Source organism: Paraburkholderia nemoris (assembly GCF_905221015.1).
Classification (GTDB): Bacteria; Pseudomonadota; Gammaproteobacteria; order Burkholderiales; family Burkholderiaceae; genus Paraburkholderia; species Paraburkholderia nemoris.
Genome location: NZ_CAJNBO010000027.1, coordinates 76,939 through 102,107, shown reverse-complemented (window position 1 = coordinate 102,107; position 25,169 = coordinate 76,939). Strand labels below are relative to the sequence as shown.

At 63.1% G+C, this 25,169-nt stretch carries 21 protein-coding genes; 8 read left to right on the top strand and 13 right to left on the bottom strand.

The features are described 5' to 3' along the window. Positions 1-400 precede the first annotated feature (400 nt). Positions 401-2,080, top strand: coding sequence for a methyl-accepting chemotaxis protein (locus tag KHO33_RS32490; RefSeq protein ID WP_054042265.1), 1,680 nt, complete (start codon positions 401-403; stop codon positions 2,078-2,080). 495 nt (positions 2,081-2,575) lie between these two features. Here the strand turns inward: KHO33_RS32490 and KHO33_RS32485 are convergent, their stop codons facing one another. The 4 genes from KHO33_RS32485 to KHO33_RS32470 are packed head-to-tail and all read right to left on the bottom strand — an operon-like array spanning position 2,576 to position 7,601. Further along, positions 2,576-3,436, bottom strand: coding sequence for an efflux RND transporter periplasmic adaptor subunit (locus KHO33_RS32485; RefSeq protein ID WP_054042267.1), 861 nt, complete (start codon positions 3,434-3,436; stop codon positions 2,576-2,578). Between the two features lie 13 nt (positions 3,437-3,449). Next, positions 3,450-3,650: a DUF1656 domain-containing protein gene (locus KHO33_RS32480; RefSeq protein WP_054042269.1), complete on the bottom strand. Its 201-nt coding sequence runs from the start codon at positions 3,648-3,650 to the stop codon at positions 3,450-3,452. Then, the gene (locus tag KHO33_RS32475; protein ID WP_200566715.1) at positions 3,640-5,847 is read right to left on the bottom strand and encodes an FUSC family protein; all 2,208 of its coding nucleotides are present in this window, start codon (positions 5,845-5,847) and stop codon (positions 3,640-3,642) included. Before KHO33_RS32475 ends, KHO33_RS32480 begins: the two co-directional genes overlap by 11 nt. An 11-nt stretch (positions 5,848-5,858) precedes the next feature. Then, the gene (locus KHO33_RS32470; protein ID WP_200566716.1) at positions 5,859-7,601 is read right to left on the bottom strand and encodes an efflux transporter outer membrane subunit; all 1,743 of its coding nucleotides are present in this window, start codon (positions 7,599-7,601) and stop codon (positions 5,859-5,861) included. A gap of 155 nt (positions 7,602-7,756) precedes the next feature. Here KHO33_RS32470 and KHO33_RS32465 point away from each other — a divergent pair, with 155 nt between their 5' ends. After that, positions 7,757-8,695, top strand: coding sequence for a LysR family transcriptional regulator (locus tag KHO33_RS32465; protein ID WP_054042271.1), 939 nt, complete (start codon positions 7,757-7,759; stop codon positions 8,693-8,695). 229 nt (positions 8,696-8,924) lie between these two features. Further along, positions 8,925-9,083 carry a hypothetical protein gene (locus KHO33_RS32460; RefSeq protein ID WP_172737886.1) on the top strand — a complete coding sequence of 53 codons (159 nt, stop codon included), beginning with the start codon at positions 8,925-8,927 and terminating at the stop codon, positions 9,081-9,083. A 135-nt stretch (positions 9,084-9,218) separates the two neighbouring features. Here the strand turns inward: KHO33_RS32460 and KHO33_RS32455 are convergent, their stop codons facing one another. The 5 genes from KHO33_RS32455 to wrbA all read right to left on the bottom strand — a co-directional run bounded on the left by KHO33_RS32455 (position 9,219) and on the right by wrbA (position 13,475). Further along, positions 9,219-9,938, bottom strand: coding sequence for an SOS response-associated peptidase (locus KHO33_RS32455; RefSeq protein ID WP_200566717.1), 720 nt, complete (start codon positions 9,936-9,938; stop codon positions 9,219-9,221). Between the two features lie 122 nt (positions 9,939-10,060). Continuing rightward, entirely contained in the window at positions 10,061-10,867 is an 807-nt protein-coding gene (locus KHO33_RS32450) for a metallophosphoesterase (RefSeq protein WP_200566718.1), read from the bottom strand. A 51-nt stretch (positions 10,868-10,918) separates the two neighbouring features. Then, positions 10,919-12,337: an FAD-binding oxidoreductase gene (locus tag KHO33_RS32445; protein WP_200566719.1), complete on the bottom strand. Its 1,419-nt coding sequence runs from the start codon at positions 12,335-12,337 to the stop codon at positions 10,919-10,921. A gap of 86 nt (positions 12,338-12,423) precedes the next feature. Continuing rightward, positions 12,424-12,876 carry a DUF2069 domain-containing protein gene (locus KHO33_RS32440; RefSeq protein ID WP_054042280.1) on the bottom strand — a complete coding sequence of 151 codons (453 nt, stop codon included), beginning with the start codon at positions 12,874-12,876 and terminating at the stop codon, positions 12,424-12,426. Then, positions 12,873-13,475, bottom strand: a complete 603-nt coding sequence (gene wrbA / locus KHO33_RS32435; RefSeq protein ID WP_115780521.1) for an NAD(P)H:quinone oxidoreductase — start codon at positions 13,473-13,475, stop codon at positions 12,873-12,875. The genes KHO33_RS32440 and wrbA overlap by 4 nt, the downstream gene beginning before the upstream one ends. 120 nt (positions 13,476-13,595) lie before the next feature. On the opposite strand from wrbA, the gene KHO33_RS32430 reads away from it, so the two are divergent. Beyond that, on the top strand, positions 13,596-14,909 hold the full coding sequence (locus KHO33_RS32430; protein WP_200566720.1) for a YihY family inner membrane protein: 1,314 nt from the start codon (positions 13,596-13,598) through the stop codon (positions 14,907-14,909). Positions 14,910-14,948: 39 nt separating this feature from the next. Here the strand turns inward: KHO33_RS32430 and KHO33_RS32425 are convergent, their stop codons facing one another. The 3 genes from KHO33_RS32425 to KHO33_RS32415 all read right to left on the bottom strand — a co-directional run bounded on the left by KHO33_RS32425 (position 14,949) and on the right by KHO33_RS32415 (position 17,747). After that, the gene (locus KHO33_RS32425) at positions 14,949-15,269 is read right to left on the bottom strand and encodes an Mpo1-like protein (protein WP_093643326.1); all 321 of its coding nucleotides are present in this window, start codon (positions 15,267-15,269) and stop codon (positions 14,949-14,951) included. Between the two features lie 199 nt (positions 15,270-15,468). Beyond that, the gene (locus KHO33_RS32420; protein ID WP_200566721.1) at positions 15,469-16,314 is read right to left on the bottom strand and encodes an alpha/beta fold hydrolase; all 846 of its coding nucleotides are present in this window, start codon (positions 16,312-16,314) and stop codon (positions 15,469-15,471) included. After that, positions 16,311-17,747: an O-acetylhomoserine aminocarboxypropyltransferase gene (locus KHO33_RS32415; RefSeq protein WP_200566722.1), complete on the bottom strand. Its 1,437-nt coding sequence runs from the start codon at positions 17,745-17,747 to the stop codon at positions 16,311-16,313. The genes KHO33_RS32420 and KHO33_RS32415 overlap by 4 nt, the downstream gene beginning before the upstream one ends. Positions 17,748-17,997: 250 nt before the next feature. Between KHO33_RS32415 and KHO33_RS32410 the strand changes: the two genes are divergently transcribed. The 4 genes from KHO33_RS32410 to KHO33_RS32395 all read left to right on the top strand — a co-directional run bounded on the left by KHO33_RS32410 (position 17,998) and on the right by KHO33_RS32395 (position 23,233). Then, positions 17,998-18,462, top strand: coding sequence for a CBS domain-containing protein (locus KHO33_RS32410; protein WP_054042287.1), 465 nt, complete (start codon positions 17,998-18,000; stop codon positions 18,460-18,462). Between the two features lie 141 nt (positions 18,463-18,603). Beyond that, on the top strand, positions 18,604-20,541 hold the full coding sequence (locus KHO33_RS32405) for an MFS transporter (protein WP_200566723.1): 1,938 nt from the start codon (positions 18,604-18,606) through the stop codon (positions 20,539-20,541). 70 nt (positions 20,542-20,611) lie between these two features. After that, positions 20,612-21,712, top strand: coding sequence for a chorismate synthase (gene aroC, locus KHO33_RS32400; RefSeq protein ID WP_200566724.1), 1,101 nt, complete (start codon positions 20,612-20,614; stop codon positions 21,710-21,712). A gap of 45 nt (positions 21,713-21,757) precedes the next feature. After that, the gene (locus KHO33_RS32395; RefSeq protein WP_200566725.1) at positions 21,758-23,233 is read left to right on the top strand and encodes a tetratricopeptide repeat protein; all 1,476 of its coding nucleotides are present in this window, start codon (positions 21,758-21,760) and stop codon (positions 23,231-23,233) included. Positions 23,234-23,369: 136 nt separating this feature from the next. Here the strand turns inward: KHO33_RS32395 and KHO33_RS32390 are convergent, their stop codons facing one another. Continuing rightward, the gene (locus KHO33_RS32390) at positions 23,370-25,043 is read right to left on the bottom strand and encodes an electron transfer flavoprotein-ubiquinone oxidoreductase (RefSeq protein WP_200566726.1); all 1,674 of its coding nucleotides are present in this window, start codon (positions 25,041-25,043) and stop codon (positions 23,370-23,372) included. Positions 25,044-25,169: the final 126 nt, after the last annotated feature.

Genomic DNA, 25,169 nt, shown 5'->3' with positions numbered 1-25,169 from the left:
GCCGGGCCTTGTCAGCTATTTGTCGAAGTTTAATGTGGCTCGCGCGAATTGTAAGGACAAGTTTTGTCGAGAATCGGACACGAATTGCGTATTCCATGCGTCATGGATGTGCCGAAACCTCAAACGCGGTGCACCGCAACGGTGCCTGTGTCAAGCGTGTTGCGCATGGCGATGCGTGGCTGGCACGCCGTCTGATAAATGCGATTCGGGGATTTTTGGCCATGTATAAAACGGTCGCGGGCGCGAAGCTTACAAGGCGACGCGTCGAGGACCGGGCGCGACAATCGGCATGAGACGAGCGGCGTTAAAGATCGCAGACGTTTGTGCCGTAGACCCGGAGAGATAAGTATTAATGCCGGAACCGACCTTTCCGGCAGTTCGAAACGTGGGGACGAGGAATATGAAAGCAGTTTCGCTGGGTGGCCAGACGGGCGCGGGGTTCGTACCGGAAGGGGAAGCGGCGGGCAAGCCGTCGCCATCGCGTGGCCAGGGCAACCGCTCGCGGGCCGTGCGGCTCAAGGGCTTGTCGGTGAAGGCGACGTTGCGGCTGGCGTTTGCCGTGCTGCTGATCGGCACGCTTGCGATCGGCGTGTTTTCGCTGACCCAGATCAGCCGCCTGAATGCTTCCGCACAATCGATCTACGACCAGGGCCACGTCGCGAGCCGCGCTGCGGAAGAGGCGCGTGGCCACATGCTGCGCGCAAGCCGCGCGCAAAAGATGCTGCTGACCGCGACCACCGCCAAGGAGCGCGACGAGCTCGGCGCCGACATCGACAAGGGCTTGAGCGGCCTAGCCCGAGAGCTCGGCACGCTGCAACAGTACGTCGACACATCCGACGCAAAGGCCGTCGACCAGCAGAAAAAATTCGCCGCAGCCGTCACCGTATGGAGCGGCCACTTGCGCGACTTCGTGACCCTCGTAAAAGCGCAACCGCTCGATCTTTCGCAGATGAACTGGCAGGTCGGCACTCAGGACGTCTCGTTGCTGGTCGAGACCGGCAAGCTCGAAAAACTGGTCGACGAACTCGTCGCCCAACGCGGCACAGCCGCGAAGGCGACCATCGAGGCATCGGGCTTTATCTTCCACTCATCGTTCGTGATGCTCGCGGCGATGACAGTCGCGCTGATCGTACTGGCGTTCGGCATTAGCGAGTGGGTAATCCGACGCCTCGCCGGCCAACTCGGCGGCGAGCCGGCATACGCAAAGGAAATCGCGAGCCGAATCGCCGCGGGCGACCTATCGAACCAGATCGCATTGGGCCGCAAGGACAAGTCGAGCATGCTGTACGCGCTGCACGACATGCAAAGCGGCCTCGCGACGACGGTGTCCGACATCGCATCCAGCGCGGACGCAATCGCGACCGCATCCGGCGAAATCTCGATGGGCAACCTCGACTTGTCGCAGCGCACTGAACAACAGGCAATGGCGCTCGAACGAACCGCGAGCAGCATGGAGCAACTGACTTCCACGGTTCGTCAAAACGCCGACAACGCCAAGCAGGCGAGCACCCTAGCCAACAACGCCTCGGAAATTGCGGAGAAGGGTGGCGACGTAGTAAGCCGCGTGGTGGCGACGATGAACGAGATCAACGACAGCGCGCGGAGCATTGGCGACATCATCGGCGTGATCGAGGGGATTGCATTCCAGACCAACATTCTCGCGTTAAACGCAGCGGTGGAAGCAGCACGTGCCGGCGAAGAAGGCCGAGGATTCTCGGTAGTCGCCGCCGAAGTGCGCAACTTGGCCCAACGCAGCGCGGCTGCCGCGAAGGAGATCAAGGGCTTGATCAGCACATCGGTGGAGCGAGTGAGCAACGGCTCGACGCTGGCGCAGGATGCCGGACAAACGATGGACGAAGTGGTGAAGGCGGTGAAACGCGTAACCGACATCATGGGCGAGATATCGGCGGCCTCATCGGAACAGAGCGCGGGAATTGAAGAGATCAATCTCGCCGTCACGCAGATGGATTCCGGCACACAGCAGAACGCCGCACTAGTGGAACAAGCCACGGCGGCCGCCAGATCCCTGGACGACCAGGCCCGCGGCTTGAAGCAGATGGTCGGAAAGTTCAGGCTATAAAACGCTGAAGCACCGCGACTAAAGAAACGAGACTGGAATACCGCCTCGGCGCGCATCGCGCCGCCGAGGCGAGGCCGATGGACCCCACTATGTTCAAGCGAAACTCCTGATTTCCCCGGCATACCGATCCAAGGCGCACGCAGCGCCGCCGCGGTGAAACCGATGGTCCTCACGGTGCGCAACTGAAGCCCCTGGTTTCCCTGGCATACCCATCCGCGACGCACGCAGTGCGGAGTGGGAGCTGATGAGCCCCTTGTCACTAGCGTATGTAGGTGCACGAACCCAGATTCCAGATGCACCACTACCCCAAGCAGACCACGGTGCCCACTTAGCAGTAGCGGTTTGAGCTGCTTTCTCTTGCCTACTTCTCTTTGCAGCCGGCAAAGAGAAGTAGGTGCCGCCCCGCACAGGGGCAACACTAATAGACCACTACCAAAACAAGGAAAGGCCAAAGCCCTAAGAACACAGACAACAAGCGCCGCGAAGGCAAAAACCTTAGCTAGGCTTAACAACAACAGTACAAGTAATCCCAGCAGCAAGCACAACTCCATCAGGCACAGAATCAATCCTCACCCGCACAGGCACCCGCTGTGCAAGCCGAACCCAATTAAAAGTCGGATTAACATCAGCGAGCAGCTCACGACTTTCCGGATTATCCCGATCATAGATGCCACGAGAAATACTCTCGACATGCCCCTGCAAGGTACCGCCACTCATCAACCGAACTTCAGCCTTATCCCCGACCCGCACATGAGGCAGCTTAGTCTCTTCGAAGTAGCCGTAAACCCAAAAAGAATGACTATCAACAATAGCCAGCTTAGCTGACCCAGCAGTAGCATAATCCCCACGAAACACATTCAGATTAGTGACATACCCATCAACAGGTGCCACCACACGAGTGCGTTCAAGATTCAGCTTGGCAGCATCAAGCGCAGCCAAAGCCTGCTGATAAGAAGCCTCAGCAGCCGAAGCAGTATGAGTCGCATTCTCCCGACTCTCTTTAGACACGACCAAAGCATCCATATCAGCCCGCCGTTGCGCATCATCCCGCTTCATCTGCAGCTCAGCCTTACGCGCAGCAACAGCAGCCTCGGCCTGCTCAACAGCAATCTGATAATGCGAAGGATCGACCTGCATCAACAGATCCCCCTTCTTAACCAGTTGGTTGTCTTTAACAGGCAAATCCACAACAGCGCCAGAAACATCAGGCGCCACATTCACAATTTCAGCGCGCACGCGCCCATCACGTGTCCACGGCTCATCCATGTAATGAACCCACAACACGCGCCCAATCAAAATCGCGACGATAAAAATAACGGCTGTCGCGACGAAGCCCACAACATTTCGGATGGTCATGTTTCGACTCTGATCAACGATAAACGGCGAGACCCAGCACGCCGCACACACACACGAGCAAGCTGGCCCGGAACAAGGATGGATGCCACACCACGCGATACAGGCCCGTATAGGCGATCACGCGGTCCAGCACCCAGGTAAGCGCGGCGCCCGCGACAAACAGCAGCACAATGGCCGGCACGTAGGCGTCGAAAACGGCGATATCACGTGGCATGACGAACTCCTTCTGACGCGTCGGCACGTCCGCTCATCAGCGGTTCAAGCGGCGATTGCGGATCGAGCAGCGCGGTACGAATGAAATGCAGTTGACTCAGAATGCGTTGCAGCCGATGCCGATCCTCACGCGGTGGCGTGAAGGTGGCGAGCATCAGTTGAACGGCGGCAATCGCATCGGTGGTGGCGGCGAGCGCGCGGTCGAAGCGGTCCGCACGCGGCCGTTCGAACAGCGCGGTCACCGCATCGCGCATCGCACGCAATGTGATGCGCCACGGCATCGACTTCGCGTAGCGTGCGTCGCGCGGCAGCGCCGCCACTTCGCCGCGCAGGTCGATCATCGCGTTGCCTACTTCGAGCACCGCGAAGAGCCAGCGCAAGGTGTCGCGTTTGACCTCGGGTTCGTTCTGCGCGAGCGCGTTGATCTGGGACATCAGATCGCGTGCGCCGCTCTCGAAGCGTGAACGCACCCGGCGCATGCCCGCGCGGCTCGCCAGCGCCACCTGGCGGCGCAGGTCCACCAGCAGGCGATTGCGCAGCCAGGGCGTCGAGGGCGGCAGCAGCACGGCAAAGGCAACCGCGCACACCAGCATCGACAGCACCAGCGCAATCGCGTCGTTAATGGTGCCGCTCGGATCGTAGTGAATCAGGTTGTCCGGGCCAGCCAGGAAACAGAAGAAGATGCAGTAGCCGACGCCGTAGCCGGCTAGCGCGGGCCGCGTCGTCATGAATACGCCGAGCAGCAGGAACGGCGTGAGCGTGGCACACAGCAGCGGAAAGCCGTCGATGTGCGGATACACGCCGTACACCGCGATCATCCCCATCACTGAGGCGACCAATGTGCCGGCGGCCATCTGGAATGCCGTGCGCTTCGGATTCGGCGACGCTGACGCCAGCGCGCAGACCGCCGCGGCGTCCAGCGTCAAGGTCGAGCCGCTTGGCCACGCGGTCGCGATCCAGAACGCGCCGAGCACGATCATGACGATCGCCGCGCGCAAGCCGGCGACGCCCGCGGCAATTCCATTCGTTTTCGGTTCGTAACGCTCGATCCAGCGCTCACGCTCGTGCGTGTCGACGGCAAGCGAAGCATAGGTGGCCGCGTATGCGTGCAGGTCGTCGATGAAGCGATACAGAAGTTCGGCGCCCGTGTCGAAGTCGAGCAGCGGAGCGTCCGGCTGCGTTTCCAGTGCGGCGCGTGTCTCGCGCACCCGCTTGGGCAGCTCCGCTTTGTACGCGTCGAGTTGCGCGGCGGCGTGGGCGGCATCCGTGGCGCTCAACACCGGTTCGCCGGATTTCGCGAGCAACGGCGCGATTTCCTTGAAGTACGGTTCGAGCGCTTCTACCGCGACCATCGCGCCGCTCGTCTGCGAATCGCGCAGCCGGTTCATCAACTGATGCAGCGCGTGAAAGCGCGTCGAGGCGGTCATGAACTCGCTGTTCAGACGCGCGAGACGGCCGCCGCGCATCCGCGAATCGGGGCCTTCGAACACGGCGACACTGCGCGCGGCTTCGAAACCGACGATGTCGGCGACAAATCTCGCATTGGTCGCTTCGATCTGCGCGCGATCGTTGCGGCCGGCCAATGAGGCCGACACATACTCGACGAACGCCGAGAAACGCGCACGCACGGTGCTGCGCATTTGCAAGCCGGCGAACTGCGGAAACACGAGGCCACTGACGGCGCCCGCGCAGATGATGCCGACCACCACTTCAGCCACCCGCGTGAGCGCGCTGAGAAACGCGCCATCCGGATGCTGTGAAGCGGGAATACCGATCAGCGCGGCAGTGTAGCCGGCCAGCACGAAACCATACGACTTGAAGTTGCGATTGCGCGCGGCGCCCGCGGTGCAGATGCCGACCCAGATCGCGGTGGTGACGATAAACAGTTCCGGCTGCTGCGCGAACAGGCCGATCAGCGCCAGCATCACGACGAGGCCGACCAGCGTGCCGCAGATCCGGTAGAAACTTTTGGCGAAGACCATCCCGCTTTGCGGCTGCATCACGATGAACACGGTAGTCATCGCGGTGCGCGGCTGCGGCAGGTCGAGTTTCATCGCGATGCCGAGCGCGAGGAAGCAGGCGGCGAGCGCTTTGAACAGATAGACCCACGTGAGGCCGTCGGTGCGGGCCCAGTCGGCGGCGGCTGAGTAGAGCGCGGCGAACGATGACGGGCGTGAAAGAGAAGGGGGGGCTGACATGGTCGGCTTCTTCACTCAGCCGCGCCGGCGTTGACGTTGGCGGAAGCGTGGTTCGTGCTTGCCGCGGCGTTCGGGCGGGCGTTGCCATCCGCGCGGTTCGTCGCGGCGCGTGACGGTCCTGCCGCCGGAGCGGTCGGGCCCTGCGCTTGTACCGTGGCGGAATCCGGCGCGGCATTATCCGCGTGGCTGGCGGAGCCGGTTTGCGCCGGCACGTCCGACGGTTTGGCCGCGGTGTTCGAACTGGCTGGCGCGGCGTTGCCCTTACTTTTCCCATGCGCCGGCAGCGTCTCGTTCGCCTGTGGGCCGTTGGCCGGTTCGTCGAGTCCACCACCCAATGCCGTGACCAGCGACGCATGCGCGCCCAGCCGCTCGGCCTGAATCTTCGCAACGCCTTCCTGCGCGCGCAGCAACTGACTTTGTGCGATCAGCACGTTCAGATAGTCGGTCAAACCGCGCCGATAGCCTTCGCGCGCGAGGTCATAGTTCTTGCGCGCCGCTGCAACCGAACGATCTGCGTCTTGCGCCTGGGTGGCGAGCGAACGGATCCGGATCACCTGATCGGAGATGTCCTTCAGCGCGCCGACGATCGACTGGTTATAGCGGTCGACCGCCTCGTCGTACCCGGCCGCCGCAGCGCCGAGCTGCGAGCGCAGACGGCCGCCGTCGAAGATCGGCAGCGAGAGCGCCGGACCCGCGCTCCAGCTATGCGACGGGTCCTTCAGGAACTGGAATAGCGGCCCCATCGCCGCATAGCCGCCGATCGACGCCAGCAGGTTGATGTCCGGGTAGAAGCTGGCCTTGGCGACGTCGATGCCGCGCGCTTGCGCCGCGACCGTCCAGCGCGCCGCAACCACGTCCGGCCGATGGCCGATCAGATCCGCGGGCAACGCGCTCGGCAGAGCGGCGGGTGAGTTGTCGAGCGAGAGCGCCGGACGCTGGATCGCGTCACCCGCGCCCGGACCCTTACCGGCCAGCGCGGCCAACTGATTGCGGCCGAGGGCGATCTTTTCCTCGATCTCGTCGATCTGGCGTTCGTATTCCGGCATCGGCGTTTCGGCCTGGCTCACTTCGAGCTGGGTGCCGATGCCGCCTTTCAGGCGCCGGTTCGCCAGGTCGACGATCTGCTGCTGTTGCTGCAGTGTGGACTTGGCGATATCGAGCAGCGCGTAGTTCAGCGACAGCTCGATGTACGTGCGCGCCACGTTGCCTTCCAGTTCGAGCTGGGCGGCGCGGAAGTCCGCCGCGCTGGCATGGGCTGCGTCGAGCGCGCTCTCGGCGGCGTTCTTGTCCTTGCCCCAGAGATCGAGGTTGTATGAGAGACCCAGCGTGCCGGTGTTGTTCCATGACTGCTGGCCTGCGAGCGGGCCCGGGCCGTAGTAGAGGTTGTCGGCCCATTTCTGACGCTGGATCGACAGGCTGCCGTTCACTTGCGGCGATAACGCCGAACGGGCGACACCCGCCATCGACATGGCCTCGCGCACGCGCGCCTGGGCGACAGCGAGACTCGGGTTGCTCGTCTGCGCGGCTTCGATCCACTCATTGAGCTGCGGGTCGTTATAGGCGCGCCACCAGTCGGCGGCAGGCCATTGGGCGTCCGCGTCGGCGGCCCGGATGGCGTTGCCCACGTCGAGCGAGGAGGGCTCCATTCCGCGATCCTGCGGCGCGATGCCTCCGGTACTGGCACAGCCGGCGATTGTTAATAGGATCGTAAGAACCGCGGCTGCGGCGACCCCTTTCTGTACCGGAGACTGCACGATTTCCTCCAAAATTGGCTATAGAAGCATGTGCGTCATTATATTTTTTGATTGATTGGGGAATAACCGGTAAAGATGCAAGGCATTTTTACGCGATATGAGATAATCGCCTTTGCGAATCGTGTAACAATCGCAGCGGATTACTAGGGAAAAGTATGGATACGCTTCAAAACATGCGCGTATTTGTCCGCGTCGTCGAAGCGGGCAGTTTCACGGGTGCCGCGCAACACCTCAACACGACCACGGCGTACGCGTCGCGTGCGGTTTCCGACCTGGAAGCGCACCTGCGCACGCGTCTGTTGAACCGCACCACGCGCCGTATCGCACTGACAGAGGCGGGTGAGCGCTATCTGCAGCGCTGCGAGCAGATCCTCGCGTACGTGGACCAGGCGGAAGCGGAGGCCGGCGACGCCCACGCGCGCCCGTCCGGCAAGCTCAAGGTCCACGCAATGACAAGCTTCGGCCAGCACTACGTGGTGCCGGCGGTGGGCCGCTATCAGCAGCGCTACCCGGACGTGAGCATTGAACTGACGCTGGCGCAGCGCATGCCCGATCTTCTCGACGAAGGTTTTGACGTGTCGCTGACATTGGCAATCGGTCTGCCGGATTCGGGGCTCGTGTCGCAGCGACTGTGCAGCGCGTTCAGCATCGCGTGCGCGTCGCCGGCTTATCTGGAGCGGCACGGCGTGCCCGAAAAACCCTCAGACCTCGCGCGCCACACTTGTCTGCAAATGGTGACGCCGATATTCCCGACCGACAGATGGATCTTCGACGGCCCGAACGGCGAAGAAACCATCAACCTCGGCCCGACCACTTTTCAGGTGAATGTCGCCGAAGCGATGGCGGTCGCGGTGAGCAGCGGCATGGGGGTCGGACTGATACCGATCTACTCGGCGATTAGCGGTCTGCGCAGCGGTGACCTCGTGTGGCTGTTGCCGGAATACACGTCGCAGGAAATGAATCTGTATGCGCTGTATCCGTCCAGGCAGTATCTGGACGCGAAAATTCGTACTTGGGTTGAATTTTTGCGCGACGAACTGCCCGCCACGCTGGCCGTCGATCAGGAAGAGTTACGCCAGTTCGCGCGCAGCTGAAGCGGCGCCACGCAGGCGGTTGACCATTGTTGACGGTTCAAGGCGGCGGTGGCGTGACAGACTGTTACATAAGTGCCGCGTCGCAACATTTCCTTACTTCTGCGCCGGGGTCGATTTGCTAACGTGTGGTTCATGCGCTGCCGGCATTCTGCCGGACGCGTTCAATTAGCCGCTGTTCGGCAAATCGCAAGATCCGCAACAATCGCAACAACCGAAGGAAGAGGGATTCATGGATACGCATCTGATGATCGGCGTGGCCGTCATGCTGGGACTGATCGGAATCGCCGCATCGCGCGATCTGCTGCGCCGCCTGCGTGACCAGCAGCCGCAACTGGTGCCGATCAAGGTCGAGCGTCCTGATCCGCAAGGGCAGCAGCGCGATCGTTGAAGCAGGCTAGTGCGCCAGGTTGCTGGGCGCGCGGCAATTGAGCTTGCTTTTGTACCTTTTCGGTGTGCCTTGCGCGTGCATTGCCGCGCCCTTGCGGTCCGGCCGCCGATTAGTTTCAATCCGCGCTCCGCACGTTCAGTGCAGCGCTTCAATCAGACCCGGCTCGTCGTTGAGCGTGCGGTCTACCTCCGGGCTCACCCGGTGCCAGCGGAACCGCGCAGCGGGCAGGCAGGCGCTGCGCGCGAGCTGCTCGAGTTCGTCGAACTGCAGGGCCGGATCCAGCCATCTGCGCGCCGCCTCCGGCGCGAACACCAGCGGGCGTCGGCCGTGTACGTCGATCAGACCCTTGTCGGCGGTGGCCGTTACGATCACCAATCCCATGCCTTCCGTTTGCGGTTCGGTGCCGCGCACGCTCGATAGCGCCGCGAGGTACATCGGTGCGTCGCTTTTCAGGTGCACGAAGTAGGGCTGGCGGACCGTTGCCTCAGCGTCCGCTGTGTTATCTCCATGCGATGTTCCCGGCGTCGCTTCCATGCGCCATTCGAACCAGCCGTCAGCCGGCACCAATACTCGCCCGGTTTTCCACAGATCTTTGAAGTAGCGCGTATGCGGCGCGGTTTCGGCGCGCGCATTGATGGTCTGCGGCAGATGCTGCTCGCGTGCCCAATCCGGGCAATAACCCCAGTGGATCGCGTGCAGTGTCTGGTCCGGGTAAATCGCGAGCGGATGCGTGCCCGGCGCGAGGTTGTAGCCGGGGCGGCGGTCGGCGTCGTCGAATAGCATGAGCGGATCGGCGAGGCCGAGCTGCCGTGCGTACAGATGCGGATCGCGATACTGGCTGATTCGACCACACATGAGCGACCTCCGGAGATGACCGGGCTGGCGGGTTTGGCCGAGTCGAAGACCCGAATCCAACGACAACAACAGCGTAGTGCGTGGCGCCTGGCCGCGCTACCCAGATCGGCCCCAAGCCGACGCTATATCTCGACGACTTTATCCCACGCGAATTGCGGATTTTCCCACTGGCGGGTGCGCCGGTCGAAATAGCCGCGCGGATTGCAGACCACGCGCGTGCCGTTCACCGTGTAATCGAACGGCGTATGCGTATGTCCGTGAATCCACAGGGCAACGGGCGAGCGCACCAGTTCCGGCAAATGATTGACGAAACCGGCCGAGACGCGGTCCTCCGCGTAGCGCTCGGCCAGACTCAGCCGATGCGGCGCGTGATGGGTGACGACGATCGTCTTGCCGTCGAACGGCTTCGCCAGTTCGCTTTCGAGCCAGGCGCGCGCCCGCCGGTGCAACGCGAGGGAATCGTCAGGGGTGAAGTCGCGCGGCGAATCCTGCGTGTCGTGCGGCCAGTTCATCTGGATCAGGCCGCGGAAGTCGAGCATCACCCGGCGCGATGCGTCGATGGACTCGGCGATCGTGTCCGGATCCCCGCCGTATAACGCGAAGTCGGTCCATAAGGTGGTGCCGAGCACGCGCCAGCGGCCTTGCGGGTCGACCAGCGCGGCATTGTTCAGCACGTGCACGTTGTCGACCTGGGCCGCTGCGTCGTACAGTGCCGTGTCGAGCGCGCTGAATTCGCCGTCGTAGTACTCGTGATTGCCGGGCACGTAGACCACCGGCACGGCACCGTCGAAAGTCTGCGCGGCCCAGCGCGGACCCGCCGCGTGATTGTGGATGTCGCCGGCCAGCACGATCAGATCCGCTTCCGCATGCGGGACCAGTTCGGGCTCGTCGTTCTCCAGATGCAGATCGGACAGCACTCGAATCTTCACGACAGCGACTCCTGCAATTAGCCTCGCACCAGACGGCGAAGGCTTCAAACCCTAGCGTAGCACCTTGCCCGGATTCATCAGGTTCAGCGGATCCAGCGCGCGTTTGACGGCGCGCATCAATTGCACCTCGACGTCCTGCTTGTAATGCATCGCCTCGTCGATCTTCAACTGGCCGAGGCCGTGTTCCGCACTGATGCTGCCGCGATGCCGGTGCACACTGTCGTACACGATCTGGTTGATCGGGCTTTGCCAGGTCTTGAGGAACGCCTTTGCGTCGACGCCCTCAGGCGCCTGCACGTTGTAATGCAGATTGCCGTCGCCGAGATGCCCGAACGTGACCATGCGCGCGCCCGGCACGGCTTGGGCGATTGCCGCGTCGGTTTCCTCGATAAAGTGGCCGATGCGCGAAATCGGCACCGCGATATCGTGCTTGATGTTCAGGCCTTCCTCAGCCTGCGCGAGCGGGATGTGTTCGCGCAGATTCCAGAATGCCCGCGACTGCGTGAGGTTCTCCGCGACTACCGCGTCTTCGACCAGACCATCTTCGAGCGCGGTTTCCATCAGGCGCTCGAATAGTCCGCGCGCGTGTTCCTCGCTCTCGCTGTCGGACAGCTCCAACAGCACGACTTGAGCATGCGGTTCGGCGAACGGATAGCGCATCTGCTCGAAGTGCCGGCCCACCAGTCGCAGACAGAAATCCGACATCAGTTCGAAGCCGGTCAGAAGCGGCCCGGCGACGCGTTGCGTGAGCGAGAGGAAATCGAGCGCCGCATGCGGCGACGCGAGCGCGGCGAGTGCCGTGACGCGCGCGGCCGGCTGCGGATGCAGCTTGAGCACGGCGGCGGTGATGATGCCGAGCGTGCCTTCCGCGCCGATGAACAGATCGCGCAAGTCGTAACCGGTGTTGTCCTTGCGCAGTCCTCGCAGGCCGTCCCACAACTCGCCTTGCGCGGTGACCACTTCGAGGCCGAGGCACAATTCGCGCGTGTTGCCGTAGCGCAGTACGCCGGTGCCGCCCGCGTTGGTGGCGAGATTGCCTCCGATCGTGCAACTGCCTTCCGCGGCGAGGCTCAGGGGGAACAGGCGGCCGGCTTCCTCGGCGTGCCTCTGTACTTCGGCGAGGATGACGCCGGCTTCGACGGTGATCGTGTTGTTGTGCGGATCGATGTCGCGTACACGATTCAAACGCCGCAGACTGATCACCGCCTGCGCGCCGCTTGCATCCGGCGTGGCGCCGCCGGCCAGACCGGTGTTGCCGCCTTGCGGCACCAGCGCGATGCGATGTTCGACGGCAAGTTTGACGAGCGCCGCGACTTCGTCAGGCGTGGCCGGGCAGAGCACCGCGCAGGCCGCGCCGGTGTAGCGGCGGCGCCAGTCGGTGAGGTACGGGGCGGTGTCGTGCGGGTCGGTCAGCACCTGCGAGGCGCCGATGACGTCGCGGCAAGCGGTGAGGAAAGCGGCTTGAGTCATGTTGGTCGGTCAGGATGTTCGGCGGATAGATTACGCGGAGGGTAACTTGAAAAGCGACGTGAAAAACGACGCGAAAAGCGCAGTTCTCATCGTGTGCTTCCCTCGGCCTGGCCGGTGTTCTGCTGTGCGTTTTCTTGTGCGGCCTGCTTTGCCGCCAGCTTCGCTGCCCGCTTTGCCGCGCGCTTGAACGGGGCGACATAGGCGAGCGTGCAGACGAAGAAAACCACGGAGAGCGCGGTTTCGAGCCAGCCGAGGCGGGCGCTCAGGCCACGATCGCTCCAGCCGCGCACGATGCCCTCGGCAAAATACAGCAGGATCAGCATGGACGCCCATTGCAGCGTGTAAAGCCGGTGCCGCCACACGCCGGGCAGGGCGAGCAGCAGCGGGACGGCTTTGAGCACCAGCGCCGAGCCGCCCGGGCGCAGCGGCGCGAGCCACCATTCCCACGCGACTGACAAAACGATCAGCGCGAGCAAGGCGGCGGTGGCGCCGAAAGCGGCGGCGCGTTTTTGCTGCACCGGCAGGGCGGCTGTATTCACGGCCGCTCGCTCATGGAGGCCGCCGTGCGGGCAACGCGGGCGCCGAGGGCAATCGCTAGCGTCTTTTCGTCGGCGGAGATGCCCTGTTCGGCCGTGCCCGCGCGCGCGAAATGCGACGCGCCGTAGGGCGTGCCGCCGGTTTGCGTGGTGGAGAGCGCGCTCTCCGTGTACGGAATGCCGACGATCAGCATGCCGTGGTGCAGAAGCGGCAGCATCATGGACAGCAGCGTGGACTCCTGGCCGCCGTGCAAGCTGCCGGTGGACGTAAACACGCAGGCCGGTTTGCCGGACAGCGCGCCCGACAGCCACTGCGGCGTGGTGCCGTCGAGAAAATATTTTAGCGACGCCGCCATGTTGCCGAAGCGGGTGGGCGAGCCGAGCGCGAGACCGGCGCATTCTTCGAGGTCGCGCAGTTCGACGTAAGGCGGCCCTTCAGCGGGAATGTCCGGCTGGGTTGCTTCGCAGACGGTGGAAACCGCCGGCACGGTGCGCACGCGCGCCTGCATGCCGGGGACGCTGTCGACGCCGTGCGCGATCGCCAGCGCAAGCTCGCGCGTGGCGCCGTGACGGCTGTAATAGAGCACGAGAATGTCTTTCATAGGCCTCATCGGTGAACGGGTATTATAGGGGCTGGGTCCGCTGCACAGGCCATCCATAGCCATTCGGCCAGGCCTCGGGCACGGTCCTGAAACACCGTTTTATGAAGCAAGGAGGTGGGTTTGTTGTCCAGGGTGCGTTTCGATCTCGACACGCTCAAACGGCTCGCGCAGTTTGCGGCGAAGCGCAGTAGCGAAGACCGCATTCCGCAGGTGGCCGGCAGCCTCACGTTCACCACCATGCTCTCGCTAGTGCCGCTCGCTACGGTTGCGTTTGCGCTGTTCACGGCGTTTCCGATTTTCAGCTCGTTTCAGATGTCGCTGCAGATTTTCCTCGCCGACCATCTGATGCCTGCGCAGCTCAACAGTCAGATTTTCGATTATCTGAATCAGTTCGCGTCGAAGGCCAAGGGCCTCACGACCATCGGCATGATTTTTCTGTTCGTCACCGCCGTGATGACGATGATGACCGTGGAATCCGCTTTCAACGTGATCTGGCGGGTGCGCAAGGCGCGGCCGATCGCGCAGCGCATCCTGGTCTACTGGGCGATCATTACGCTCGGCCCGATTCTGATCGGCGTGAGCCTGTCGATTTCTTCCTATCTGTTCACCCGGTCCATGGCGGTCACGGCTGTCCAGCATATTCCGTCGGTGATCGACTGGGCGCTGACCGGCGCCGCGCTGCCGTTGACGGCGCTCGCCTTCACGATGCTTTACGTATTTCTGCCGAACTGCCGGGTGGAGTGGCGCGACGCGGTGATCGGCGGGATTACTGCCGCGATCGCATTCGAACTCGCCAAGCGCGGCTTTGGCTACTACGTGCGCCGAATTCCCACCTACACCGCGGTGTACGGTGCGTTTGCCGCTGTGCCGCTATTCCTGCTGTGGATGTACCTGTGCTGGTTCATTGCGCTAGCCGGGGCGATGATCGCGTCTGCGTTGCCGGCAATCCGCATAGGCCAGTTTCACCGGCCGACTTTCGAGGGCAGCGACCTGTTCGATTCGCTTGAACTCCTCGCGCGGCTCTCGGAAGCGCGCGATGCGGGTAAGCGCGGCTACACGATGCCGGAGATCTCGCGAATGCTTCGCCGCGACATGGATACCACGGTCAGGCTGCTGCTAAAACTCGAGGAGATCGAGTGGATCGCGCGCTTGCAGGACGACGACACGCGTCCGCACTTCCTGCTGCTGGCGAATCCCGCGCAGATCACGGTCGAGCGTCTGTTCGACCTGTTCGTGATCGATCGGGCGGAACTCGAATATCAGCTTGAACTGAACTCTACGCGCGTGGATGGCCAGACACTTCTTGCGGCGTTGGAAAACGACAAGCTGAAAGTGACGCTCGCTGTGCTGCTGGCGGCGCGTGCTGCCGCGCGGGCAGCGAAGGCGCAGGAAAGTGAACAGGGTACTTCTTCAATGCCGCATCAGGCTGCATGAGCACGCTGCATAAGCAGGCCGTCTGATGCGGCGGCAAACCTACAGCGAAATCTTCCCCACGCAGATGTCCTTGAACATCACCCAATCGCCCATCAGGCTATAAAACGGATGCCGGAAGGTAGCCGGCCGGTTCTTCTCGAAGAAGAAATGCCCGACCCAAGCAAAGCCATAGCCGCAGATCACGGCAGCCGGCAGCCATAGCCAGTCACCGGTGGCGAGCGCCATGGCGAGGCAGCCGATCACGCCGAGCGAACCCACGAAATGCAGCCGCCGCGATACCGTGTTGCGATGCTCGCTCAGGTAGTACGGGTAGAACTCCGCGAAACTCGCGAAGTGATCGGTGTGCGCGGTTTGAGCCATCACGGCCTCCGAATGTCGACGCTACTCGATTCCGTGCCCGTCGCTCCCAGGTTGCTTCGCCGCGCGCGGACATGCTTGGAACGCGCTCGAAACAGGACAGGCTTGACCCATTGTGCGGCTATCGGACCACGCGCGCAACTAGGCCATTCGGCCGATAGCGAGCCTTTACCTGCCCGGTTATCGTGACGACTCGCAGCGACTATCGAACGCCGGTTGGAACCGCGCCTGCGGCTTTCGAGGCGAAGCTGAACAGCGCGTCGAGCGTGGCATCGGGCTGTTCGGTCATCAAGGCATGGCCGGCCTCGAGCGTGACGGTGTCGACCGGTACGCCGGCCTGGGAGAGCGCGGCGGCGAGCGCTTTGGCCGCACGCGGCGGTGTCATCGCATCGCGCCGGCCCACGATCAGGCGCGTCGGGCAACGCACTTCGGTGGCGCGTGTGAGGCCGTCCGCGTAGCTATTGCAGGCGGTGAAGTCGGTGTGGAACAGGTGCGGCTCGCCGCTTGCGGAGACACGCTCCATCAGCCGCTGGTTCATGCCGTGCAGCCAGAAGCCCGGGCCGGGGCACGACGGTTTGGCGGCGAGCGTCGAATGCGACCATTGATTGACCATGCCGATTGCATCGGGCTCGCGGTGCAGGGCAGCGTCGAGCAAGGCGTCGGAGACAGCCATCGGCACGGCGGTGGCGAGCAGCGCCAGGCGCGTCGAGCGTTCCGGATAGCGGCCGGCGAAGTCGAGCGCGACCAGCGAGCCCATGCTGTGTCCGGCCACGAAGGCGCGTTGCACGCCGGCGGCGTCGAGCAGGGCGGCCAGCCAGTCGGCCATTGCGGTCACGGTGGTAAGCGCCGGGCCGGCGCTGCGGCAGTGACCGGGCAGGTCGACCGCCAGTACGCTGAAGCCGTGATGCGCGAAGTAACGCGTTTGCAATGCCCACACGCTATGGTCATGCTCGGCGCCGTGGATGAACACCGCCGTCGGCAGGCTGGGGTCGAAGGGTTTGCCGCCGGTGTACGCGTAGGCGGGCTTGCCTTGAACGGTGAGGATCATGCGGACTCCGGGCGGGGTTTGGCGGCATCGGCAGGCGAGGCGGAGGCGGATGGGTTGCCGGTTGCTGGAGCAGCGGATGAACTGGCGGGGCCGGTTTTTGCCGCGCTGGACGGACTATTGGATGGTCCACTCCCCGCGCTCGTCCCGCTCGCCTTCTGCGCCGCTTTCAGCGCGCGTTTGAGGTCGTCGATCAGATCGTCGGGGTCTTCAAGACCGATCGACAGGCGGATCGTACCTTCGGCGATGCCGGCTGCGGCGAGCGCGGCGGCGTCCATGCGAAAGTGCGTCGTCGATGCGGGATGGATGACCAGCGAGCGTGCGTCGCCGACGTTCGCGAGATGCGAGAACAGCGAAAGCGCTTCAATGAAGCGGCGCCCGGCGGCGCGGTCGCCGCGCAGATTGAAGCTGAACACCGCGCCCGCGCCGCGCGGCAGCAGACGCTTCGCGAGCGCGTGGTCCGGATGCGACGGCAGTTCCGGGTAGGCGACGGCTTCGACGGCGGGGTGTGCGTTCAGGAATTCGACCACCTTGCGGGTATTCGCGACGTGCCGTTCCATGCGCAGCGGCAGCGTCTCGATGCCTTGCAGCAGTTGCCAGGCGGCCTGGGGATGCAGGCACGCGCCGAAGTCGCGCAAGCCCTCGCGACGTGCGCGCAGGAGGAACGGCGCGACCGTGCTTTCCTCAGCGAACACCATGCCGTGAAAGCCCTCGTACGGTTCGGTGAATTCGGGGAAACGGCCGGATGCGTTGAAGTCGAACGTGCCGCCGTCCACGAGTACGCCGCCGATCGTGGTGCCGTGGCCGCCGAGGAATTTGGTCGCCGAGTGATAGACGAAGTCGGCGCCGTGCTCGAATGGCTTGAGCAGGTAGGGCGTAGTGAAGGTCGAATCGACCAGAAGCGGCACGCGGTGCTCATGCGCGAGTTGTGCCACCGTGGCGATATCGAGCACGTCGAGGCCCGGGTTGCCAAGCGTCTCGCCGAACAGCAGGCGTGTGTTCGGGCGCAGCGCGGCGCGCCATGCGTCGATGTCACCGGGTTTGACGAAGGTCGTCTCGATGCCGAAGCGCCGCAGCGTGTAGTGCAGCAGGTTGTGCGAGCCGCCGTACAGCGCGCTGGAGGCGACGATATGGGAGCCGGCGCCCATCAACGTGGCGATCGCCAGATGCAGCGCGGCCTGGCCGCTGGCCGTGCCGATCGCACCCGCGCCGTTTTCCAGCGCGGCAACTCGCTCCTCGAAAACGGCCACGGTCGGATTCGAGATGCGCGAATAGACGTGGCCGGCGCGCTCCATATTGAAGAGCGCTGCGGCGTGGTCCGAGTCGCGGAACGAAAACGAGGTAGTCTGGTAAATGGGCGTGGCGCGCGCGCCGGTAGTCGGGTCGGGCGCGGCGCCGGCGTGCAGCGCAAGCGTATCGAAACGGTTGGCGGACATCCTGGGCGGCGAGGCCACGGACGGCCTCGCGAAAGGTGAAAGTGGCGGCCATCCTATCACCGGCATGGATCGCTTCAAGCGCGGTTTTCCCGCGGGTCGGCCAATGTGGGCGCGCTGAACGGCGCCAGGCTGACCTTGCAAACGCCCGTTGCGCCTTGGTGGGCGGGCCGCTTTCCTTTTATGGACCTTTCCGCTAGGATCGAAAGTCATTCAGGCAATATCAGCTTAGCGGGTATCACGGAGACAGATTATGCGAGTCAGCGACATTCTTAAAGTCAAAGGCAACACCCTTTTCACGGTCACGCCGGATACCACGCTGCACGACGCAGTCAATACCATGGCCGAGCACGATATCGGCTCGCTGGTCGTGATGGAATACGGCGACCTCGTCGGCATGCTGACGTTTCGCGAAATTATTCTGACCTTGAGCAAGCACGGCGGCAGCCTCGGTACCTCCACGATCCGCAAGTTGATGGACGACCATCCGCTCACCTGTACGCCCGAAACGGATGTCAACGAGGTTCGTCGCATGATGCTCGAGCATCACGTGCGCTATTTGCCGGTGCTGGAAAGCCGCACGCTGATGGGCGTGATCTCGTTCTACGACGTCGCCAAGGCGGTGGTCGAAGAGCAAGGCTTCGAAAACCGCATGCTCAAGGCCTATATCCGCGACTGGCCGGAAGAACCGCAGGATCAACAACCGGCGCCGCGTTAACTCACGCACGGTGGCTCACCGCGGCGTTCGCGCCGTTGCTGTGAGTATGAAAATGCGATCAAGGCGCGCGCGAAAGCGTGCGCTTTTTTTGTGTCCGGCCCTTTCCCCTTTGCTGCTCTATTAGCCTGTTCTCCGACCCTCATGAGCGATCGTCCGATACCTGCCGCCCGCCGTGCCGCCCGCTCCCACGAGACGCACGAGTCCCAGTTCCGCCTGCTGAGCCAGCGCCGCTTCGCGCCGTTTTTCTGGACCCAGTTTCTCGGCGCGATGAACGACAACGTTTTCAAGATCGGCTTCACGTCGCTCGTCACGTACCAGGCGGCGCGCTTTTCAGGCGTCGATCCTAAAACCGCGGCGTTCCTGATCTCGGCCATCTTCATTCTGCCGTTCGTGCTGCTCTCGGCCACCTCCGGCCAGATCGCGGATAAGTACGACAAGGCGATGCTCACGCGCTTTGTCAAGAGCTTCGAGATCGTCGTGATGCTGATCGGCGGCACGGGTTTCTGGATGCATAGCGCGCCCTTGCTGTATCTGTGCACGTTTCTGATGGGCGTCCATTCGACCGTATTCGGACCGGTCAAGTATTCGTATCTGCCGCAGCATCTGTCGAAGTCGGAACTGGTCGGCGGTAACGGCATGGTCGAGATGGGCACCTTCGTCGCGATTCTGATTGGGACGATTGTCGGCGGCGTGGGCGCGGGTTTTGTCGAGCATGGCGCGGTGGTGCTGGCCTGCGCCTGTGTCGGGATTGCGCTGGTGGGGCGGCTGGTGTCGAACTTCGTGCCCGTCACGGCGGCGCCGCAGCCCGATCTGAGCATCAACTGGAATCCGGTTAGCGAGACGTGGCGCAACCTGAAACTCGCGCGCGAAAACCGGACGGTGTTTCTGAGCCTGCTGGGGATTTCCTGGCTGTGGTTCGTCGGCGCGACTTTTCTATCTTCGTTTTTCAGTTTTGCGAAAAACGTGCTGTCCGCCGACCCGGACGTGGTGACCGTGCTGCTCGGCACGTTCTCGATCGGCATCGGCCTCGGTTCGCTGATGTGCGAAAAGCTCTCGAAGCGGCGCATCGAAATCGGCCTCGTGCCGCTCGGCTCGATCGGCATGAGCGTGTTCGCGATCGATCTGTTCTTCGCGAGCCATGCGTTGCCGGCCGCCGGGCATCTGCTGAGCGTCGGCGAATTTCTCGTGCGGCCTGCTCATTGGCGCGTACTGGCCGATCTGTTCCTGCTGGCCATGTTCGGCGGCTTCTATAGCGTGCCGCTCTACGCGCTGATCCAGAGCCGCAGCCAGCCGACCCACCGCGCGCGCATCATCGCCGCGAACAATATTCTGAATTCGCTGTTCATGATCGTCTCAGCGTTGATGGCGATGGGACTGACCGCGGCGGGCTTCAGTATTCCGGCGATTTTCCTCGTCACGGCGCTACTGAACATTGTCGTCGCGACGTACATTTATTCGCTCGTGCCCGAGTTTTTGCTGCGCTTTATCGCCTGGGTGCTGGTGCATACGTTCTACCGGATTCGCCTCGTGCACGCCGAACGGATTCCGGAAGAGGGCGCGGCCGTGCTGGTGTGCAACCACGTGAGCTTCGTCGACGCGATCGTCATCATGGCCGAGAGCCCGCGTCCGATCCGTTTCGTAATGGACCATCAGATCTTCAAGTCGCCGTTCGCCGGCTGGGTGTTCCGCCATGCGAAGGCGATTCCGATTGCGCCCGCCCATCAGGACCCAGAGCTGCTGACGCGCGCCTATGAGCGCTGCGCAGAGGCGCTCGCCGAGGGCGATCTGGTCTGCATCTTCCCGGAAGGCAAGCTGACGAAGACCGGCGAGATGAATCCGTTCCGCCATGGCGTGACCGAGATCATCCGCCGCACGCCGGCTCCGGTGATACCGATGGCGCTGCGCGGGCTGTGGGGGAGCGTGTTTTCACGCGCCAACGACGCGCGCTTGCCACGACCGATCCAGAAGGGCGTGATGAGCCGGCTGACGCTGGCGGTGGGTGAGCCGATCGATCCGGCCGAGGCGACGCCTGAGGTGCTGCAGCAGATCGTCACCGAGTTGCGCGGGGCGCGGAAGTAGGGCGGCCGGGACTTAGCCCCTGTAGGGCTGGCATAATGGTGCTTTCCCCGCATTTCTTTGGACGACGCCCATGTCCGGCAACACGCTCGGTACGCTTTTCACTGTCACGACCTTCGGCGAATCGCACGGCCCCGCTATCGGCTGCGTGATCGACGGCTGCCCGCCGGGCATGGCGCTTAGCGAAGCCGACATCCAGCTCGAACTCGACCGCCGCAAACCCGGCACGTCGCGCCATGTCACGCAGCGCCAGGAAGAAGACAAGGTCGAGATCCTGTCGGGCGTGTTCGAAGGCCAGACCACCGGCGCGCCGATCGCGCTGCTGATCCGCAATACAGACCAGCGCAGCAAAGACTACGGCAACATCGCCGACACCTTCCGTCCCGGTCACGCCGACTACACCTACTGGCAGAAATACGGTATTCGCGACTATCGCGGCGGCGGCCGTTCGTCGGCCCGTCTGACAGCACCCACGGTAGCGGCCGGCGCGGTTGCGAAGAAATGGCTGCGTGAAAAGTTCGGTGTTGAGATCCGCGGTTACATGGCGGCGCTCGGAGAAATCGACGTGCCGTTCGTCGACTGGTCGCATGTGCGTGAGAACCCGTTCTTCGTGCCGAATGCGGAGATCGTGCCGGAGCTGGAAGCGTATATGGACGCCTTGCGTAAAGACGGCGACTCGATCGGCGCACGCATTAACGTCGTGGCTTCCGGCGTGCCGGTTGGGCTTGGCGAGCCGCTGTTCGATCGGCTCGACGCGGATATTGCGCACGCCATGATGGGCATCAATGCGGTGAAGGGCGTCGAGATCGGCGCGGGCTTCGCCAGCGTCGCGCAACGCGGTTCGGTGCACGGCGACGAATTGACGCCGGAAGGCTTCGTCGGCAATCACGCGGGTGGTGTGCTCGGCGGTATTTCGACCGGCCAGGACATCACGGTGTCGATCGCGATCAAGCCGACTTCGAGCATCCGTACGCCGCGCCGCTCAATCGACAAGGCGGGGCAGCCCGCTGTTGTCGAAACGTTCGGTCGTCATGACCCGTGCGTCGGCATCCGCGCCACGCCGATCGCCGAATCCATGCTCGCGCTGGTGCTGATCGACCATGCGTTGCGCCACCGCGCGCAATGCGGCGACGTCGCCGTCAGCACGCCGAAGATCGCGGCGAGCGCGCCGTAAAGGGCACTCTCTGAGTGTCTTCGTAGTGCGCGCAGCTTCATCTCAATGACCGATACCAACACCGGGCCGGCCGATAGCCAACTCGCGAACCTGCGCGCGCGTGCCGCCGCGCCGCACGCTGGTGCCGCGGACTGCCTCGCATTCGGATATTTGTCGCTGGAACGCGCCGGCCGCGACAAGGCCCTTCGGTGCGAGGCGCTCGCGGCGCTGGTGCGCGCTTACCAGCTTGATCCCTCCTGCGAACCTACGCTGCTTCACACCATTGCGCAGACGGCCTTCATCGTGCGCGACTGGTCGCTCGTCGACTCCGCCACGACGCTGTTGCTCGCGCAAAACACCGAAGACGCCAACGCGCTGATCTGGCGTGCGGCGGCCGTGCAACAGCGCAATGACTTCGACATGGCCGAGCGGCTGCTGCGCGAAGCGGTACGCGTCGTGCCCGGCAACCCGGTGGCGCTTCACAAGCTCGCGTTGTGCGTCAAGGAGCAGGCGCGGCTGGCTGAAGCGGAGGCCTTGCTCAGGCAAGTGCTGGCCTTGTCGCCCGACAACATGCATGCGCTATTCGATTTGTCGGAACTCGAAATCCGAACCGGACGTTTCGCCGAAGGCTGGGCGCATTACGAGTCGCGCGTCGCGTTCGGCGACGATCTGAATAATGCGCAGCATGCGCTCGCTGAGATCAGCGCGCATTGGCAGGGCGAATCGCTGCAAGGCAAAACGCTGGTCGTCTACGGCGAGCAAGGTAACGGCGACTGCCTTTGGGCGGTGCGCTTTCTGCCGCTACTGGCCGAGCGGGCGCGACGCGAAGGCGGCCGGGTGATTTTCGGTCACGATGGGCCGTTACGGCACCTATTCGAACGGATGCTGCCTGCTGACCTGCCACTCGAAACGAGTCTTGAAACGCGGCCGGATTTCCATTGCGGGTTGATGAGCTTGCCGCTGCGGCTCGGCGTCTTCGATGCAACCGGGTGGGGTGCGCCGTATCTGAGCGCCGAGCCCACGCGCACGCAGGCGTGGCGCGAGCGGGTTCGTGCACACACGGCCGGCAAGCGGGGCAATCGCAACGTCGGTCTAGTGTGGAACGGAAATCCTGAGCATATCCGCGATATGCGGCGGTCGGTGCCTGTCGAGCAACTCGAGCCGCTATTGAGCGTGCCGGGCGTGACCTGGTTTGCGTTGTCGCCTGGGCGCAGCGAGACAGTCGCGCAGTGGCGGGTCAAGGGACTCGATGTTGTCGACCTGACCCACCATTTTCAATCCGGATTCGACGACGTCGCCGCGCTACTGGCGAATCTGGATCTGGTCGTCACGATTGATAGCGGGCCTGCGCATCTGGCGGGGGCGCTCGGCGTGCCGACGTGTTTGATGATCGATCATGTGTCGGCATGGTTCTGGGGCGACGAATCGGGCACCACGGCCTGGTACGATTCTATTGAGCTCTTCCGACAGCCTGAGATTGGCGCATGGGCGCCGGTGCTGGCTAAAGTGCGGGAGAGGATTGAAATGATGCGGGGCGTTTGAGCTTGTTGCTTTGCGGCGACGTTGGCAGTACGTCTGCAATGGATGCCGCTTTGTTTTTACCTGCGTGGAGCTTGCTTACCTGCATGCCGTGCGCGGACAAACAAACAAGCTCCGTGCACGGCAAACAAACACCGAATCACATATTCGGATAGTTCGGACCGCCGCCACCCTCAGGCGTCACCCAGACGATATTCTGGGTCGGGTCCTTGATATCGCACGTCTTGCAATGCACGCAGTTCTGCGCGTTGATCACGAGACGCTCGCTGCCGTCGTCGTTCTTCACGAATTCATACACCGCCGCGGGGCAGTAGCGTGACTCCGGACCGGCATATGTCTGCCAGTTCACATTCACGGGCACCGAAGGGTCTTTCAGCGTCAAGTGAGCCGGCTGATTCTCTTCGTGGTTGGTGTTCGAAATGAACACGGAAGACAAACGGTCGAACGTCAGCTTCCCATCCGGCTTCGGATACGTGATCTGCTTGCACTGCGACGCAGGTTTCAGCATCTCGTGATCGGAATGCTGGTGATGCAGCGTCCAGGGCACGTTGCCGCCCAGCAGCTTCTGCTCGATGCCGACCATCAGGGTGCCGAGGTACAGGCCCTTGCTCATCCACTGCTTGAAATTACGCGCGCGATGTAGTTCCGTGTGCAGCCACGAGGTCTTGAACGACTCCGGATAAGCCGTCAGCTCATCGCTGGTGCGACCTGCCTGCACGGCTTCAAAAGCAGCCTCAGCCGCCAGCATGCCGGTCTTGATCGCCGCATGTGAACCCTTGATCCGCGATGCGTTCAGGAAGCCCGCATCGTCACCCACCAGCGCGCCACCCGGAAACACCAGCTTAGGCAGTGACAACAGACCGCCCGCAGTAATCGCCCGCGCGCCGTACGACACGCGCTTGCCGCCTTCCAGAATCGCTCGGATCGCAGGATGCGTCTTGTAGCGCTGGAATTCCTCGAACGGCGACAGGTACGGATTCGTGTAGCCCAGACCGACCACGAAGCCCACCACCACCTGGTTGTTGTCCATGTGATAGAGGAACGAGCCGCCGTAGGTGTCGTTCTCCAGCGGCCAGCCGGCCGTGTGCATCACCAGACCCGGCTTGTGCTTCGACGGATCGATTTCCCACAGTTCCTTGATGCCGATACCGTAGACCTGCGGATCGACGCCGTCGCGCAGCTTGAACTTGTCGTTCAGTTGACGGCCGAGATGCCCACGTGCGCCTTCGCAGAACAGCGTGTACTTTGCGTGCAATTCCATGCCGAGCTGAAAGTTCTCGGTCGGCTCGCCGTCCTTGCCGATACCCAGATTGCCGGTGGCGACACCTTTAACCGAGCCATCGTCGTTGTACAGAATCTCAGCGGCCGGAAAGCCCGGGAAAATCTCCACACCGAGCGCCTCAGCCTGCTGGCCCAGCCAGCGCGTGACATTCGCGAGGCTGATCACATAATTGCCGTGGTTCTTGAAGTTGTCCGGCAGCGCCCAGGTCGGCACGCTCTTCGAACCGGTTTCCGTCAGGAACAGGAACTTGTCTTCGGTCACGTCCACCGTCAGCGGCGCGCCTTTTTCCTTCCAGTCCGGGATCAGTTCGGTGATCGCGCGCGGATCCATCACCGCGCCCGACAGGATATGAGCCCCGATCTCCGAGCCTTTTTCCAGTACGCACACGCCAAGCTCGACGCCTTTTTCCGCCGCCAGCTGCTTCAGGCGGATCGCTGCGGACAGGCCAGCCGGGCCGCCGCCGACGATCACGACGTCGTATTCCATCGACTCGCGTGGACCGTATTGCTCAATGAGGCTTGCGGGGGTCATTGATGCTCCTCTTCTTACCGTTAGAATGCTTTTTTCGGGATCGTATTGTGGGCGATGGTCTCCGCCACTGCAACCAGATGAGCAGAGATTAGCACGATCGTTCTATTTCTGTGATACGGTATGACC

Bases quoted from the DNA above. Each gene is read 5' to 3' on its own strand.
- wrbA (WP_115780521.1), bottom strand. From the start codon at position 13,475: ATGAAAGACATTCTCGTGCTCTATTACAGCCGTCACGGCGCCACGCGC.
- KHO33_RS32485 (WP_054042267.1), bottom strand. From the start codon at position 3,436: ATGACCATCCGAAATGTTGTGGGCTTCGTCGCGACAGCCGTTATTTTT.
- KHO33_RS32415 (WP_200566722.1), bottom strand. From the start codon at position 17,747: ATGTCCGCCAACCGTTTCGATACGCTTGCGCTGCACGCCGGCGCCGCG.
- KHO33_RS32475 (WP_200566715.1), bottom strand. From the start codon at position 5,847: ATGTCAGCCCCCCCTTCTCTTTCACGCCCGTCATCGTTCGCCGCGCTC.
- KHO33_RS32460 (WP_172737886.1), top strand. From the start codon at position 8,925: ATGGATACGCATCTGATGATCGGCGTGGCCGTCATGCTGGGACTGATC.
- KHO33_RS32445 (WP_200566719.1), bottom strand. From the start codon at position 12,337: ATGACTCAAGCCGCTTTCCTCACCGCTTGCCGCGACGTCATCGGCGCC.
- KHO33_RS32455 (WP_200566717.1), bottom strand. From the start codon at position 9,938: ATGTGTGGTCGAATCAGCCAGTATCGCGATCCGCATCTGTACGCACGG.
- KHO33_RS32420 (WP_200566721.1), bottom strand. From the start codon at position 16,314: ATGATCCTCACCGTTCAAGGCAAGCCCGCCTACGCGTACACCGGCGGC.
- KHO33_RS32390 (WP_200566726.1), bottom strand. From the start codon at position 25,043: ATGACCCCCGCAAGCCTCATTGAGCAATACGGTCCACGCGAGTCGATG.
- KHO33_RS32480 (WP_054042269.1), bottom strand. From the start codon at position 3,650: ATGCCACGTGATATCGCCGTTTTCGACGCCTACGTGCCGGCCATTGTG.
- KHO33_RS32410 (WP_054042287.1), top strand. From the start codon at position 17,998: ATGCGAGTCAGCGACATTCTTAAAGTCAAAGGCAACACCCTTTTCACG.
- KHO33_RS32425 (WP_093643326.1), bottom strand. From the start codon at position 15,269: ATGGCTCAAACCGCGCACACCGATCACTTCGCGAGTTTCGCGGAGTTC.
- KHO33_RS32405 (WP_200566723.1), top strand. From the start codon at position 18,604: ATGAGCGATCGTCCGATACCTGCCGCCCGCCGTGCCGCCCGCTCCCAC.
- KHO33_RS32465 (WP_054042271.1), top strand. From the start codon at position 7,757: ATGGATACGCTTCAAAACATGCGCGTATTTGTCCGCGTCGTCGAAGCG.
- KHO33_RS32490 (WP_054042265.1), top strand. From the start codon at position 401: ATGAAAGCAGTTTCGCTGGGTGGCCAGACGGGCGCGGGGTTCGTACCG.
- aroC (WP_200566724.1), top strand. From the start codon at position 20,612: ATGTCCGGCAACACGCTCGGTACGCTTTTCACTGTCACGACCTTCGGC.
- KHO33_RS32395 (WP_200566725.1), top strand. From the start codon at position 21,758: ATGACCGATACCAACACCGGGCCGGCCGATAGCCAACTCGCGAACCTG.